This is a genomic window from Achromobacter sp. K91 (genome assembly GCF_003576205.1).
Taxonomy (GTDB): domain Bacteria; phylum Pseudomonadota; class Gammaproteobacteria; order Burkholderiales; family Burkholderiaceae_B; genus Achromobacter; species Achromobacter aegrifaciens.
Map to the genome: position 1 here is coordinate 54,804 of NZ_QWFB01000037.1, position 15,516 is coordinate 70,319.

14 protein-coding genes are annotated in these 15,516 nt (G+C 65.2%); 3 read left to right on the top strand and 11 right to left on the bottom strand.

From position 1 onward, the window contains the following. Nucleotides 1–2: 2 nt before the first annotated feature. The 5 genes from DXK93_RS19345 to DXK93_RS19365 form a co-directional block, all read right to left on the bottom strand. The gene (locus DXK93_RS19345) at nucleotides 3–1,823 is read right to left on the bottom strand and encodes a bifunctional aspartate transaminase/aspartate 4-decarboxylase (protein WP_119450897.1); all 1,821 of its coding nucleotides are present in this window, start codon (nucleotides 1,821–1,823) and stop codon (nucleotides 3–5) included. A 104-nt stretch (nucleotides 1,824–1,927) separates the two neighbouring features. Beyond that, nucleotides 1,928–3,619 (bottom strand): aspartate-alanine antiporter, encoded by a 1,692-nt coding sequence (gene aspT / locus DXK93_RS19350; RefSeq protein ID WP_119450898.1) that lies wholly within the window; start codon nucleotides 3,617–3,619, stop codon nucleotides 1,928–1,930. Nucleotides 3,620–3,815: 196 nt separating this feature from the next. Beyond that, nucleotides 3,816–4,745 (bottom strand): electron transfer flavoprotein subunit alpha/FixB family protein, encoded by a 930-nt coding sequence (locus tag DXK93_RS19355; protein WP_054450918.1) that lies wholly within the window; start codon nucleotides 4,743–4,745, stop codon nucleotides 3,816–3,818. 2 nt (nucleotides 4,746–4,747) lie between these two features. Continuing rightward, nucleotides 4,748–5,497 (bottom strand): electron transfer flavoprotein subunit beta/FixA family protein, encoded by a 750-nt coding sequence (locus DXK93_RS19360; protein ID WP_013392406.1) that lies wholly within the window; start codon nucleotides 5,495–5,497, stop codon nucleotides 4,748–4,750. A 71-nt stretch (nucleotides 5,498–5,568) separates the two neighbouring features. Beyond that, nucleotides 5,569–6,492, bottom strand: coding sequence for a histone deacetylase family protein (locus DXK93_RS19365; RefSeq protein ID WP_082400679.1), 924 nt, complete (start codon nucleotides 6,490–6,492; stop codon nucleotides 5,569–5,571). A 10-nt stretch (nucleotides 6,493–6,502) separates the two neighbouring features. Between DXK93_RS19365 and mltB the strand changes: the two genes are divergently transcribed. Then, nucleotides 6,503–7,657, top strand: a complete 1,155-nt coding sequence (gene mltB / locus DXK93_RS19370; RefSeq protein WP_119450899.1) for a lytic murein transglycosylase B — start codon at nucleotides 6,503–6,505, stop codon at nucleotides 7,655–7,657. 42 nt (nucleotides 7,658–7,699) lie between these two features. On the opposite strand, the gene DXK93_RS19375 is transcribed toward mltB, so the two are convergent. Then, nucleotides 7,700–8,749, bottom strand: coding sequence for a cyclase family protein (locus tag DXK93_RS19375; RefSeq protein ID WP_054450914.1), 1,050 nt, complete (start codon nucleotides 8,747–8,749; stop codon nucleotides 7,700–7,702). Between the two features lie 67 nt (nucleotides 8,750–8,816). On the opposite strand from DXK93_RS19375, the gene DXK93_RS19380 reads away from it, so the two are divergent. Further along, on the top strand, nucleotides 8,817–9,593 hold the full coding sequence (locus DXK93_RS19380; RefSeq protein WP_054450911.1) for an IclR family transcriptional regulator: 777 nt from the start codon (nucleotides 8,817–8,819) through the stop codon (nucleotides 9,591–9,593). Then, nucleotides 9,590–10,570: a tripartite tricarboxylate transporter substrate binding protein gene (locus DXK93_RS19385; protein WP_054450908.1), complete on the top strand. Its 981-nt coding sequence runs from the start codon at nucleotides 9,590–9,592 to the stop codon at nucleotides 10,568–10,570. Before DXK93_RS19380 ends, DXK93_RS19385 begins: the two co-directional genes overlap by 4 nt. A gap of 104 nt (nucleotides 10,571–10,674) precedes the next feature. On the opposite strand, the gene cysM is transcribed toward DXK93_RS19385, so the two are convergent. From cysM to lapB, 5 genes are all read right to left on the bottom strand, one after another. Then, entirely contained in the window at nucleotides 10,675–11,583 is a 909-nt protein-coding gene (gene cysM / locus DXK93_RS19390) for a cysteine synthase CysM (protein ID WP_041655288.1), read from the bottom strand. An 84-nt stretch (nucleotides 11,584–11,667) separates the two neighbouring features. Beyond that, nucleotides 11,668–12,162: a helix-hairpin-helix domain-containing protein gene (locus DXK93_RS19395; protein WP_119450900.1), complete on the bottom strand. Its 495-nt coding sequence runs from the start codon at nucleotides 12,160–12,162 to the stop codon at nucleotides 11,668–11,670. 177 nt (nucleotides 12,163–12,339) lie between these two features. Next, the gene (gene rfaD, locus DXK93_RS19400) at nucleotides 12,340–13,329 is read right to left on the bottom strand and encodes an ADP-glyceromanno-heptose 6-epimerase (RefSeq protein WP_054450903.1); all 990 of its coding nucleotides are present in this window, start codon (nucleotides 13,327–13,329) and stop codon (nucleotides 12,340–12,342) included. Continuing rightward, nucleotides 13,326–14,267, bottom strand: a complete 942-nt coding sequence (rfaE1, locus tag DXK93_RS19405) for a D-glycero-beta-D-manno-heptose-7-phosphate kinase (protein WP_119450901.1) — start codon at nucleotides 14,265–14,267, stop codon at nucleotides 13,326–13,328. Before rfaE1 ends, rfaD begins: the two co-directional genes overlap by 4 nt. Then, nucleotides 14,264–15,478 (bottom strand): lipopolysaccharide assembly protein LapB, encoded by a 1,215-nt coding sequence (gene lapB, locus DXK93_RS19410; RefSeq protein ID WP_054450896.1) that lies wholly within the window; start codon nucleotides 15,476–15,478, stop codon nucleotides 14,264–14,266. The genes rfaE1 and lapB overlap by 4 nt, the downstream gene beginning before the upstream one ends. Nucleotides 15,479–15,516: the final 38 nt, after the last annotated feature.

Genomic DNA, 15,516 nt, shown 5'->3' on the forward strand with positions numbered 1-15,516 from the left:
GCCTACTTGCGCGCCACGGCCTTCTTGGCGGACTTCGCCGCCGTGTCGGCCTTCTTCACTGCCTTCTTGACCGCTTTCTTGGCTGCCGCGGTCTTGCCCGCCTTGCGCTTGGCCGCGGGCGCCTTCGTGGTCTGGCCCTTGCCGGCCGTCGGGCCCGAACGCACCAGTTCGCCGGCCTTCCACGCCTCGACGTACTCGGTGGCGGCTTCGACCATATGCTTGCCGATCTTGGCGTAGTCGCCGTCGTCCAGGTTCGCCAGCGACACGCGGATCGACCATGGCGGACCGCCGAAGCCGCCGCCGTCCATCAGCACCACGCCGGATTTCTCGGCCAGGCGGAACAGGAAGTCGACCGGCTCGTAGTTGGCCATCATGTACTTGCAGAACGCATCGCCGTACGTGATCTTGGCCCAGACCATGAAATCCAGCTCGACGTAGTACCAGGCGCGCATCGGATCTTCGGGCGGCATGGGTATGCCCAGGCCGCGCCACAAGGCATCGCGGCGCGCGCGCACGATCTTCATCGTCAGGTGCTTGTAGGAGTCCTTCAGGTCCATCAGGTGCGACAGCGCGAAGAATCCCATCTGCACCTGCTGCGGCAAGGACAGGCCCGCGGTGTGGTTCAGCGCGACGTTGCGGCTGTCGGCCACCAGCCGGTCGATGAACTTGAGCTTTTCGGGCTCCATCGTCATGGCGCCATAGCGCTTGTTCAGGCGCTGTTTCCAGGATGCAGGCAATTCGGCGATGCGGCGGTCCATGGTGTTCTTTTCATGGGTCGCAATCACGCCCAGGCGCCATCCCGTGCAGCCGAAGTTCTTCGAGAACGAGTACACGCAGATGGTGTTGTGCGGCACTTCCGCCATCAGCGAGCGGAAGTTCGGCACGAAGGTGCCATAGACATCGTCCGTCACCAGCACCAGGTCCGGATTCTTGCGGATCAGGCGCACGATCTGCTTCATCTCGACCGGGCTGAACGCCACCGACGGCGGGTTGCTGGGGTTGACCGTGACCGCCAGCTTGATCTTGGGATTCTCGAGCTTGGCGATTTCGGACGCCGGGTAGTGCCAATCATGGGTGCCGTCGGCCCGCAGGCTGCTGGCGTTGATCGGCACGATCTTGAACTGGAAGCGCTCCAGATGCGAGATCTCGATATAGGGCGTGAAGGTCGGCAGGAACAGCGCGATGGTATCGCCCTGCTTGAGCAGGCCGTTCTGCATCAGCGAATCGAAGATGTAGCACATGGCCGCAGTGCCGCCTTCGACCGGGAACAGGTCGAACTTGCCCTTGGGCGGACGGCCGTCGCACATTTCCTTGATCAGGTAATCGTGCACGATCTGTTCAAGATGGACCAGCGCGCGCGGCGGCACGGGATAGTTGTCGCCGATGATGCTGTCCGTCAGTTCATGGACCCACGCGTCGGGGTCGAAGCCCTTGACCTTGACGCCGTACTCCAGCACGCCGACCAGGAAATCGTAGCCGTCCATGCCTTTGTGCTTGGCCAGGAACTTGCGCATCCGGTCGGCGCAGCCCTTCTTGGCCGGCATGCCCGCCAGGATGGACTCGTCGCGCACGCGGCGCGCTTCCTTCATCGCGAACTGGCCCATCAGGAAGAAGGCGTCGCGCGGTTCGGTGGCGATCCAGTTAGGGTTGCCGCGGCCCGCGTTCAGCATGGTGATCGCGGCGGTGTGCTGGTTGTCCTTGGCCAGCGTGATCAGGTAGTCCTTGAGTTCAAACGGAGAAAGCTGCTCCAGGTCGCGTTGGCGCGAACGGGTGGTTTTCAAGGCCGAAGCCAGGCTGACGGTAAGAGGCGCGGTGGAAGCCATTGTTCAGTACTCCTGGTTTGCATGGTGACAGGCGCTGAGCGTCGCCGGCCGCGCCGGCGCGCTTGCAAAACGCCCCGCAAGCGCGGGGCTGGCGGGGCGTTCTGCTAGGACATGAGCATGACGATGACAATCCCCCAGATGATGAGCAGGGTATTGCCGATGGCGTAAGGAACCGTGTAGCCCAGGGCAGGCACCTGGCTCTTCGCCGTTTCAGTTATCTGGCCGATGGCCGCGGTGGTGGTCCGGGCTCCGGCGCAGACTCCCAACGCAATGGCGGGATGGAACTTGAATACATACCGCGCAATGTACACGCCCACGATCATCGGAACGCTGGTGGCGATGATGCCCGCGATGAAGAGCTTGGCGCCCAATTGCTGGAAGCCCAGCACGAATCCCGGCCCTGACGATATACCCACGACCGCGACGAACGTCGTCAGCCCCACCGATGTCAGGAACCAGTGCACCGGTTCCGGCACACGGCCGAAGGTCGGATGCACCGAACGCAGATAGCCGAAGATCAGGCCGGAAATCAGCGCGCCGCCGGAGGTCGACAAGGTGACGGGAACGCCGCCCACGGTCAGCACCAGAGAGCCGAACAGGCCGCCCAGCAGAATGCCGAAGCCGACGAAGACCATGTCGGTCTGGCTGGTGGCGCGATCCACGTAGCCCAGCCGGCCGACCACGCGTTCTACGTCGCGCTTGGCGCCCAGCACATACAGACGGTCGCCGCGATCAAGCTTCAAGCCCCAGTTGATCGGCATGTCGTGGCCGCCGCGCACGACCTTGCGCAGGAACACGCCGCGTCCCAGTTCGCGGCCCGCTTCGCTGTCGGCGATTTCCTTGATGGTCTTGCCGGCTATGTTCTTGTTGGTCAAGACGACTTCGACGACCTCGGCGGGCATGTTGATCAGGTCGCGGTCCTCGACTTCGGTGCCGATGATGCCGGCGGCCTGCGTAACCAACGCATCATGCCTGCCGGTCACGCCCAGCACGTCGCCTTGCTGCAGCACCGTCTTGGCATCGCTGTCGATGATCTGGTCGCCGCGCCGGATGCGCTCCACGAACACCCGGGCCTCGACGAAGCGGGACTCCAGCTCTCCCACCGTCTTGCCGGCGAATTCCTCGCGGTCCAGCTTGTAGGCGCGCGCGATGAACTTGCGGTAGCCCGACAACTCCATCGAGTCGGCGCCCCCCGACATCTTGGCTTCGTATTCCTGGCATTCTTTGACGATGTCCACGCGCATCAGCTTCGGGCCCAGGGATGCCAGGATCCAGGCGCTTCCAACCGTGCCGAAGATGTAGCAGACCGCGTACGCGACGGGAATGCTGTCAATCCATTTCTTTTTGGTTGCTGCGTCTATGCCCAAGCCGTTGATGGTGTCCGTCGCCACGCCCATGACCGCGGAAATGGTTTGGGCCCCTGACAGCAGGCCTGCGCCGGTGCCGGCATCGAAGCCAAAGCCTACGGCTGTCGCCCATGTCACCAACAGGCAGATCACGCAAATAATGACGGCAAAGATGACCTGCGGAAGGCCGTCGCTTTTCATCCCTCGGAAGAACTGCGGTCCGACGCCGTAACCCAGACCGAAGAGGAAGAGCAGGAAGAAGACCTGCTTGAGGACGGGAGCGATCGTGATATTGAGCTGTCCCACCAGCACGCCGACCAGCAGCGTGCCAGTCACGGCTCCCAGATTGAATCCGAAGAGTTTCTTGGCGCCTATCCAGTACCCGAGACCGAGGGTAAGGAATATCGCAAGTTCCGGATATTTTCGCAGAGTGTCAAAGAACCATTCCATCCCGAATCTCCTTCGTTCTGTACAGGCCAAGCACTTGCGCGAATCTAGCTGCGCGCGGAACACATTATCAGAATCTTTCGAGAAATCAAAAGATTTGGAATACTGAAATCACAAGATGTGTAGTCCTCGCGTCAAAATAATAAAAAAGCCCGCCAGCGCGAAGCTGGCGGGCCTTCGATACGGCTGCGCGTGTGGCTTACAGCGCGCCGGTCAGTTCGGGCACGACCTGGAACAGATCGCCCACCAGGCCATAATCGGCCACGCCGAAGATCGGCGCTTCCGGATCCTTGTTGATGGCCACGATGACCTTCGAATCCTTCATGCCGGCCAGATGCTGAATGGCGCCCGAGATACCAACCGCGACATACAGTTGCGGGGCAACGATCTTGCCGGTCTGACCGACTTGCCAGTCGTTAGGCGCGTAGCCGGCGTCGACCGCGGCGCGCGAGGCGCCGAGCGCTGCGCCCAGCTTGTCGGCCAGCGGGTCCAGGATCTTGAAGTTTTCGGCGCTGCCCAGACCACGGCCGCCGGAGACGACGACGCGCGCGCCAGCCAGTTCCGGACGATCGCTCTTGGCGACTTCACGGCCCACGAAGGTGGACAGGCCCGAATCGGCCACGGCGGCGACTTCTTCCACCGCACCCGAACCGCCCTGCGCGGCCACGGCGTCAAAGCCGGTGGTGCGCACGGTGATGACCTTGACGGCATCGGCCGACTGCACCGTGGCAATGGCGTTGCCGGCGTAGATCGGGCGTTGGAAAGTGTCGGCCGATTCCACGCCGATGATGTCGGAGATCTGCGCCACGTCCAGCTTGGCAGCCACGCGGGGGGCCACGTTCTTGCCCGAGGCGGTCGCGGGGAACAGGATGTGGCTGTAGCCCGAGGCCACGGCCAGCACCTGGGCGGCGACGTTCTCGGCCAGGCCGTCGGCCAGTTGCGGCGCGTCGGCCAGCAGGACCTTGGCCACGCCGGCGGCGGCGGCGGCCTGGTCGGCCACGGCGCGCGCGTTGGCGCCGGCGACCAGCACGTGCACGTCGCCTCCGATCTTGGCGGCGGCGGCGACGGCGTTCAGGGTTGCGCCCTTGAGCTGGGCGTTATCGTGTTCGGCAATAACCAGCGTCGTCATGTTCAGACCACCTTCGCTTCGTTCTTGAGTTTGTCCACCAGGGCCGCGACATCGGCCACCTTGATGCCGGCCTTGCGGGCGGGCGGCTCGCTGACCTTCAGCGTCTTCAGGCGCGGCGCGGCGTCCACACCCAGCTCTTCAGGCGTGACGGTGTCCAGCTGCTTCTTCTTGGCCTTCATGATGTTGGGCAGCGTGACGTAGCGCGGCTCGTTCAGGCGCAGGTCGGTGGTGACGATGGCGGGCAGCTTCAACGTCAGCGTTTCCAGGCCGCCGTCGACTTCGCGCGTGACCGTGACCTTGCCATCGGCCAGCTCGACCTTGCTGGCGAACGTGGCTTGCGGCCAGTCCAGCAGCGCGGCCAGCATCTGGCCGGTCTGGTTTGCATCGTCGTCGATGGCTTGCTTGCCCAGGATCACCAGCTGCGGCTGTTCCTTGTCGACCAGCGCCTTCAACAGCTTGGCCACGGCCAGCGGCTGGAGTTCGGCATCGGTCTGGACCAGCACGCCGCGGTCGGCGCCGATGGCCATGGCCGTGCGCAGCGTTTCCTGGCATTGCGCAACGCCGCAAGAAACCGCCACGACCTCCGCGACAGCACCCTTCTCCTTCAGGCGGGTCGCTTCCTCGACGGCGATCTCGTCAAAGGGGTTCATGGACATCTTCACATTGGCGATATCCACGCCGGTTTGATCAGACTTGACGCGCACCTTGACGTTGTAGTCAACGACGCGTTTGACAGGTACCAAAACCTTCATCCCGCTGCCTCCAAATGGAAAATAATTACCCGGCATGCGCCGGGATCGCATTGCACAATTTTTTCTCGATTCTACAGCTTCGCCAGCGCTCGTATATGGGCGACCACGCTGCGGCCCAAGGCGGACAAGTTGTAACCGCCTTCCAGCGTGCTGACGATGCGCCCCTGACAGTGGCGCTCGGCCACCTCCACGAGCTGTTCTGTTATCCAGGCGTAATCCGCCTCGACCAGGCCCATCTGGCCCATGTCGTCCTCGCGATGCGCGTCGAAACCGGCCGATACCAGGATCAGTTCGGGCCGGTGCGCTTCCAGCGCCGGCAGCCAGGTATCGGTGACGATGGTCCTGACCGCCGCCCCGCCGGTGTACGCGGCCACGGGCACGTTCAGCATGTTCGAAGCGGGACTCTCGGCGCCGCTATTGGGAAAGAACGGATGCTGGAAGAAGCTGCACATCAGCACCCGGTCGTTGCCGGCGAAGATGTCTTCGGTGCCGTTGCCGTGGTGCACGTCGAAATCGACGATGGCCACGCGCGAGAGGCCGTGGAAGTCCAGCGCATGCTGCGCCGCAATAGCGACGTTGTTCAGAAAGCAGAATCCCATGGCCTGGGAACGGCAGGCGTGATGCCCCGGGGGCCTCACCGCGCAGAAGGCCGTGCGGGCCTCTCCGCCCATCACCGCATCCACCGCGGCCACCCCTGCCCCGGCCGCGTACAGGGCGGCTTCGTAGGTATGGGGATTCATCAGCGTATCCGGATCGATAGGGAAATACCCTTGCTCCGGCGTATGTTCACGCAAACTGTTCAGATACTGGACAGTGTGCACCCGCAATATGTCATGGCGGGATGCCTGCGGCGCCTGGCGGTCGTCCAGGTAAGGCATCAAGCCGCTGGCAAGCAACTGGTCTGAAATGGCGTCCAGCCTCTGGGGGCTTTCGGGATGCCAACTGCCCATTTCATGCAGGCGGCATGCCGGGTGGGTAAGATACATGGTCTCCATAAGGAAGATTATGTTCATCTGTCGGCGATTACTGCAACTCGGAACGCTCTCCGCCCTGCTGGCGGGCTGCTCCACCACCGCCCCCTCTGCACCCAACACCGTCGCCGGCCAGCCGGCCGCCGAATCAACCCCGGCCCCCATCCGCATCGGACCCAGCGCGCCGACACCTGGATCCGAACTGGCGGACGACGCCCCCGCCGCGCTGGCCGCCAATGGCACGTTGCGGCCTGAAGTCCGCACTTTCGTGGAAAACCTGGCCACCGAGCGCCAACTGCCGCTGGACCCCATGGTCGCCGCGCTGGCCGGTTCGCGCTACAACGCCACCGTCGCGCGCCTGATCGCGCCGTCGCCCCCGGGCAAGAAGATCTGGCGCAGCTGGCTGACCTACCGCTCGCGCTTCGTCGAACCCAAGCGCATCGGCTGGGGCGTGGAGTTCTACAACGAGAACCGCGACCTGCTCAACCAGGCGGCGCAGCGCTTCGGCGTTCCGGCGCCGGTGATTGCCTCGATCATCGGCGTGGAAACGCTGTACGGCCGCAATATGGGCAATTTCCGCGTGCTGGATGCGCTGACGACGCTGGCCTTCGACTACCCGGACCCCGCCAAGCCCGAACGCGCCACCATGTTCCGCGGCCAGCTTGCCGACTTCCTGACCCTGGTCATGAAAGACAAGCTGGACCTGGAAACCCGCGGCTCGTACGCCGGCGCCATCGGCATGCCGCAGTTCATGCCCACCAGCGTCATGCATTACGCGGTGGACGGCGACGACAACGGCCATATCGACCTGAGCAACAACACCCGCGACGCCATCATGTCCGTGGGCAGCTTCCTGTCGCAGCACGGCTGGCAGCGCGGCCTGCCGGTGTTCGCACCCGTGGTGCTGCCTGCCGATCCCACCGCGCTCGTCGACGGCGGACTGGAACCCAAGCAAAGCTGGGGCACGCTCACCGCCGCCGGCGCCCGCCTGCAGCCAGGCGCATCGGCCTCGGGCTGGGGCAGCCAGCCGCTGGGCGTGGTCGACCTGGTCGAGGAGGCCCGAGGCACGGCGCAATATCGCGTCGGCACGCCCAACTTCTTCGCGCTCACCAAGTACAACCGCAGCTACTTCTACGCGACCTCGGTAGCGGATCTGGCAAGCGAGATCGAAGCGCGCGTGGGCCGCTGAAGCCCCCAGGACCCGCGGCGCCAGGCGCCGCGGTCCTGCGCTTTACACCGTCGCAACCGGCGTCACGGGCGAACCCACGGCGCCAGGCAGGTTCAGCGGCGGCGCCGTCAGCAGGAAGCGGCTGCGGCCGTTGGCCGTCAGCCAGCGCGCCAGCGCCCCCAGGTACCACATCTCGCCGATCGGCAGGCCGAGCTTGAAAATGCAGTGGTGGTGCAGAGGCAGCGCCGCGCAGCAGGCATTGGGCTTCTGCGTGGGATAGATTTCCAAGGCGTGGTTGTCCGAGGCCATGGCCGCCACCTTCGAGTCGGTGATCCACTGCAGCAGCTTCTCGTCGCTGCCGTCCAGGCCGGCGCAGATCTCGTGCAGCGTATGGGGATCCGGCTCGCGGTTCTTTTCCAGCAGGGCGTCGCCGAATTCCGTATGGAACAGCACGATATCGCCCTGCTCGATCTCGATCCGGTCCGCGTCCAGGATGCGCATCAGCTCGTCATAGCCGACCGACTTCTGCTCCCGTCCGTAGTGGCGCGCCAGATCGACCATCACGCCGCGCGTCTGCAGGCACGATTCGGCCAGCTGGGTGATGTCCAGCTTCTTGGCGTTGGAGGCCGGCCCCTGGCCCAGATCGGTCTTGGCATAGCCATTGTCCACGTCGTAGTCCACCGGACCCACCACGTGCTCGTTGGGCCGGTAGCCGTTGTAGTAGACGCGCTCGGGCAGGCCGTCGCCATTGGCGTCGAACAGCGCGCCCACGTGGGCCAGCGAATCCCATTGCGTCGAATACTGCAAGCTCATTTCGACGATGTCGTCGCTGAGCACGTCGACGCAGCCGGGACGCAGGCGTCCCAGCGGGAAATTCAGGTACTGGTCGCCGTCCCTCTCGGTGGGCCGCAGCTTGGGCGGATGGCGCCGCACGTTCACGCCGTTGCCGCCCGGGTAATCCAGCGGCAGCGACAGGCAGAAGCTCAGGCCTTCGCGCACTTCCCGCATGCCGCTCAGCACGTTCGCGGGGGTGATGTAATTCAGGCAACCTCGCTGGTCGTCAGGCCCGAAATCTCCCCAGTTCGATCCCTCAGGACGGTTCTTCCATCTCATGCGTTGCAACTCCTGGTCGATTGAATGCTGTTTGACATAAATTTATCACGTATAGGATACTAACATCATGGATGTGAAAACCGCCGGCCGAGTGCTGGATGTGCTGAACCTCTTTGCCGAGGAGCAGAAGCCCCTGCTGTACAGCGAGATCGCTGCCCAGATGGGAATTCCGCTGTCGAGCTGCCATGGTCTGCTGAAGACCATGGTGGCGCGCGGCTATCTCTATGAAATCGGCAAGAAGCACGGCTATTACCCGACCCAGAAACTGATACACGTGGCCACCCTGATCTGCCATAGCGACCCGCTGAACGCGGTGATCGAGCCGGTGCTGGCCCGGGTGCGGGACCTGACGGGCGAGACGGCCTTGCTGGCCAAGCTGGCCGACGACAAGGTCGTGTACCTGATCGTCGCCGAGTCCAAGCAGACCATCCGCTTCTCGCATCAGCCGGGCGGCTTCAAGGCGGTGCACGCCACCAGCTCCGGCAAGGCGCTGCTATCGGTGCTGTCGCAGGAAGAACGGCAGAAGTGGTTCAAGGCCTACAGCGGCTTTGCCGCCTACACGGACAGCACGCTCACCAGCCGGGAAGCCTTCGACCGCGACCTGGAGGCGGGCATGGCGCGCGGCTGGCAGCGCTCGGTGGGCGAGAACGTCGAGGACGTGATGTCCATTTCGCTCGGATTCCGCGCATACGAACAACCCTTTGCCATCGTGGTGGCCGGCCCGCTGAGCCGGATGCTGAAGAACGAAGCCACCACGGGGAAACAGCTGGCCGAGGTCAAGGCGATGCTGCAAGCAGCGCTGCCCTCGGCCAATCTCACCTTTGTAGGAGTAGACAGTAGATGAACAAACGCACCTTCCTCGCCGCGGCCTGCTCGGCGATCGCCACGGCGGCCGTGCCGGCAGCAACCGCCTACGCGCAGGCGGACTATCCGGACAAGCCCATCCGCGTGATCATGCCTTGGGCGGCAGGAGGACCGACAGACGTGGTCGGCCGCCTGATCGCGGTCCAGATGGGCGAGATCCTGGGTCAGCCGCTGGTGATCGAAACCCGCGCGGGGGCCAGCGGCACCATCGGCACGGCCCAGGTCGCCAAGGCGCCGGCGGATGGCTACACCTTGCTGATGAACCCGTCGGTGCAGGGCATCTATCCGGCCCAATTCAAGAATCTGAGCTTTGACCCGATCAAGGACTTCAAGATGGTGGGCGTGCTGGGCACGGTGCCGATGGTGGCCGTCGTCCCGCCCAACTCGAAGTTCAAGACCTTCGGCGAACTGATCAAGCAGGGCCAGGCCCAACCCGGTTCGCTGACCTTCGCATCCCCCGGCGTGGCCACCTTGCCGCACCTGGCGGGCGAACTGATCAATACCTCCACCAAGGCCAAGATCACCCATGTCGGCTACCGCGGCAGCAGCCCGGCCCTGACCGACGTCGCGGGCGGCCACGTGGACCTGATGTACGCGCCGCTGGCGCCGGCTCTCCCGCTGATCCAGAGCGGCAAGATCCGCCCGATCGCCGTGACGACCAAGACCCGCCTGGCCGAACTGCCCGACGTGCCGACCATCGCGGAAAGCGTCCTGCCCGGCTTCGACATCGTCACCTGGTACGGCATGTGGGCGCCCAAAGACACGCCGCAGCCCATCATCGCCAAGCTGAACAAGGTCATGATCGAAGCCTCGCAATCGCCCAAGGTGGTTGAAGCGCTGAAGTCGCAAGGCACGCTGCCCAGCACCATGAGCTACCAGGAAGCCGAAGCCTTCAACCTGGCGGAGAGCGAGCGTTGGATCAAGGTGATGCAGGACGCCGGCATCCAGCCCGAATAAGTGCGCAAGAAACACGGGCGCACGCCGCGCCCGACCAATGAAAAACCGCCATGCCCGGCAAACCCGGCATGGCGGTTCTGTTCTGCCCGACGGCGATCAGGCGTTCAGTTGAAGACGCCCGTGGACAGGTAGCGGTCGCCGCGGTCGCACACGATGAACACGATGGTGGCGTCGTTGACGCGTTCGGCCACGCGCAGGGCGGCAACCAGCGCGCCCGCCGATGAAATTCCGCCGAAGATGCCCTCTTCCGCCGCCAGCCGGCGCGCCATCTGTTCGGCCTCGGCCTGCTCGATGGATTCATAGGCGTCCACCCGGCTGCGATCGAAGATCTTGGGGAGATAGGCTTCGGGCCACTTGCGGATGCCCGGGATCGACGATCCTTCGGCGGGCTGCGCGCCCACCACCTGCACTGCGGGGTTGCGCGACTTCAGGTAGGTCGACACGCCCATGATGGTGCCGGTGGTGCCCATGGCGCTCACGAAGTGGGTAACGCGCCCTTCGGTCTGGTTCCAGATTTCCGGCCCGGTGGTTTCGATGTGGGCGCGGGGGTTGTCAGGGTTGGCGAACTGGTCCAGCACCAGACCGCGGCCGTCCGCCTGCATGGCCGACGCCAGGTCGCGGGCGTATTCCATGCCGCCCTTGTCCGCGGGCGTCAGGATCAGCTCGGCGCCGTAGGCCGTCATGGCCGCGCGGCGTTCCACCGACAGGTTGTCCGGCATGATCAGGATCATGCGGTAGCCGCGCATGGCGGCAGCCATGGCCAGCGCGATGCCGGTATTGCCGCTGGTCGCCTCGATGAGGGTGTCGCCCGGCTTGATGTCGCCGCGCTCTTCCGCGCGGGCGATCATCGACAGGGCCGGACGGTCCTTCACGGAGCCGGCGGGGTTGTTGCCCTCCAGCTTGGCCAGGATGACATTGCCCCGGGCGGCGCCCGCGGCCCCGGGAATGCGCTGCAGGCGCACCAGCGGCGTATTGCCGACGGTTTGCTCGATAGTGGGATAGGTAGTAGTCATGCGGACGATGATAACCCCGCCTGGCGGCGCGCGCCGCCAAAAGCCGCGCTCCCGCCAGGGCTACCCGCGCGGCGCGCGACGCGCTCAGGGCCGGGCGCGGGCCGCGGGCTGGGACGCCGCCGGTTTCGCTTCGGATTTGGCTTCGGCCTTGCCCGCAGCCGGCTTGCCCTGCGCCGGCTTGGCCGCCGTATCGCCCTGCCCGGCCTGAGGGCCCGTCCCTGCCACCTGCAGGCCGGCCTCTTGCAGGGCCTGCGCCTTCTTCGGGCCGATGCCGCGCACGCGTTCAGCCAGGTCGTTCAAGGATTCGAACTTGCCGCCCCGTTCGCGCTCCTTGATGATGATTTCCGCCATGCGCGGGCCGATGCCCCGGACGCCTTCGAGCTGCTGGGCATTGGCCTGGTTGAGGTCCACCGCGTGCGCCTGCGGCGCGGCCAGGCCCAGGCCCGCCGTTACCAGCAGCGCGCCCAAGGCCTGCCGCAAAGGGCGCGGCCGGGCGCCGGAAGCAAGGGTGGCGCGCACCCTGCGCCATCTGGCAAAAGGGGCCGGGTGGGCAGCGGCGGATTGAAGGAATGGATTCATGGAGGGTCTCCCAGGTGTCTGGCGCAACGGCTGTCACGCCACGCTCAGATCATGCGGGCGACGCGCCCCGCCACGGCGGCGCAGTGAATGGAAACATCCGCCCCGGCAAACCGCCAGGCGAAAAAAAGCCACCGCGAACGGTGGCTTTTCTTGCAGACCCGGCGCAGTGGCGCAGACTTACTTGCGGGCGCGCCAGTAACGCACGTACTCGGTGACGCCGGTCCGCACATCGCGCATCGGCGCCTGGAACCCCGCTGCGCGCAGGCGCGTGACATCGGCCTGCGTGTAGCTCTGATAGCGCCCTTTCAGGTCGTCCGGGAACGGGATGTAGCGGATCAGATCCAGTTCCACCAGTTGCGCCAGCGTCAGCTCGGCTTCGCCGCGCTCCGCGCGCAGCGCATTGACCACGCCGGCCGCCACATCGTTGAAGGGCTGCGCGCGGCCCGTTCCGCAGTTGAAAATACCCGACTGCTCGGGGTGGTCCAGGAAATGCAGGTTGACCGCGACCACGTCTTCGACGGAAATGAAGTCGCGGCTCTGGCCGCCATCCACGTAGCCGTCCCAGCCCGCGAACAGGCGCACGTGCCCATGCTCCAGGAACTGGTTCATGTTGTGGAACGCCACCGAAGCCATGCGGCCCTTGTGCTGTTCGTGCGGACCGTAGACGTTGAAGTAGCGCAGGCCCACCACCTGTGCGGTCAGGCTGTCCATGCGCTGGCGCAGGACCTGATCGAACAGCAGCTTGGAATAGCCGTAGACGTTCAGCGGGCCTTCGTTGGCGGGGTCTTCCACGTAGATCGAGGAACCGCCGTAGACCGCCGCCGACGAGGCGTACAGGAACGGAATGCGGCGCTCCTGGCAGAACTCGAACAGCTCCAGCGTGACGCGGTAGTTGTTGTCGAGCATGTAGCGGCCGTTGCGCTCGGTCGTGTCCGAGCACGCGCCCTGGTGCAGCACGGCACGCACTTCCCGCAGGCTGCCGTCGAGGACACGGCGGCGGAAGTCGTCCTTGTCCATGTAGTCCGCGATCTGGCAATCGACCAGGTTGACGAACTTGTCGCCTTCGGTCAGGTCATCGACCGCGATGATGTCCTTGATGCCGCGGCGGTTGAGCCCGCGCACCAGGTTGCTGCCTATGAAGCCCGCGGCTCCGGTAACGACGATCATGAGAGTTCTCCTGCCAATTCCGCGGCGGTGACGATGGACGTGCCAAGCTTGCCCACGGCGATGCCGCCGGCCTTGTTGGCCCAGCCCATCGCGTCGACCCACGGCAGATCGATGGCGCGCGACACGGCCAGCGTCGCCAGCACGGTGTCGCCTGCGCCGGACACGTCGAACACTTCGTGCGCCTGCGCGTCGATGTGGTCGCGCCCCGCGTCGGTAAACAAAGTCATGCCCTGCTCGGAACGGGTCACGAGCAAGGCTTCCAGATCCAGGTCGGCGCGCAGGCGCTGCGCGCGATCGGTGAGTTCGGCCTCGGAACTCCAGCGGCCCACGGCCTCCTGCATTTCCGAGCGGTTGGGGGTGACGAGCGTCGCCCCGCGGTAACGGGTGTAATCGTGGCCCTTCGGGTCCACCAGCACCGGCACGCCGGCGTTGCGGGCCAGCGCGATCAGCGATTCGACCCGCGCCAGCACGCCCTTGGCATAGTCGGACAGCACGACGATGTCGTGGTTGGCCAGATGGCGCGCGAAAGCGGCATCGACGTTGTCCAGCGCGGCCTGTGCCGGATGCTGTTCGAAGTCCACGCGCAGCAGCTGCTGCTGGCGACCCAGCACGCGCATCTTCAAGGTCGTGTGCAAGGACGGATCGGCGAGCAGCTCGGCCTGTATGCCGGCTTCGGCGGACAAGCGCCGGACGCTGTCGCCCGCCTCGTCTTCGCCCAGCACGCCGACCAAGGTCACATGGCCGCCCAGGGCCGCCACGTTGCGCGCGACGTTGGCCGCGCCGCCCAGGCGGTCTTCGCGGCGCGCCACGCGTACCACGGGCACCGGCGCTTCGGGCGAAATGCGTTCGACTTCGCCGAACCAGTACCGGTCCAGCATCACATCGCCCACCACGAGGACGCGGCTATGCGAAATGGCTTCGGCGGGAAATGCATTCATTCAAGTTCTTCCAAGCGGCGCGGCGCGTAGGTTTCCCAGGCGTTGCAGCCGGGACATTGCCAGTAAAAGCGACGCGCCTGAAAACCGCAACTGCGGCATGCGTAGCGGTCCAGCCGCTGCGTATGCTTGTGGATCAGGCTGCGCAACAACGTCAGGTCGGCGCCCGGCACTGGCGCCTGCTCGGCGCCGCTTTCCGGATTGGCCAGCTCGGCCTCCAGCAGACGGTCCAGCCCCAGCAGCGACGGATGACTGCGCAAGGCATTGCGGGCAAATGCCCATGACGGCGCGGAGCCCTGCTGGGCGCGCAGTTCGCGGAACAGCACGTTGAACAGGTCCAGCGACGCATGGCGCGCATACTGCTTCTGCAGCACGTCGAGCCCGGCCGCTTCCTGATTGGCGGCGCGGTAGTTCGCCAGGACCTGCTCGGCCACCAGGCCGGCGTACTCGGGAGCGTCGGTCATGATCGACTCCAGGTACAGGCGTTCGCGCTTCGGGTCCTGTTCGATCAGGGCCAGGCGGGCGCGCAGCATGGCGGTGCGCACCATGGCGCCTTTGCTCGACGCCGGATCGATGGTCGACAAGGCATGGTCGGCGGCATCCAGCGCCTTGTGGGCCGCGTCGATGTCGGCGGGCTTGGCCGACAGCGCGGTTTGCGCCTGTTCGCAGTAATAGTGCACGAGCTGCGGCACCGGCTCGTCGACCAGACCCTGCAGCGTCTTCACGGCTTCGATGGCGCGCGGCCAATCGTGCTCGGATTCGTAGATGCGGATCAGCGAACGCAGCGCGGGCAAGGCGTAGCGGGTGTCCTTGAGCTGCTCGAAGCCGTTTTCGGCGCGGTCCAGCATGCCGGCCTTGAGGAAATCCTGCGCCAGCTCGTGCTGCGCATGCTCGCGTTCGGCGGCGGGCAGGTCGGAACGGTTCAGGAGGCTCTGGTGCACGCGGATGGCGCGCTCCATTTCGCCCCGGCGGCGGAACAGGCTGCCCAGCGCAAAGTGCAGCTCGGTGGTTTCCGGGTCCAGCTTGGCCACTTCGACGAAGGCGTCGATGGCGCGGTCCGGCTCTTCATTGAGCAGGAAGTTCAGCCCGCGGAAATAGGAGTCGGGCAGGCTGCGGGTTTCCCGCAGCATTTGCCGGATATCGAAGCGCGCGGCCAGCCAGCCCAGCGCGAACAATACCGGCACGAAAATCAACCACCAAGGTTCAAAATCCACTATGCGGGCTCTTGCGGTAATTCAGTGCGGAAAGGGAT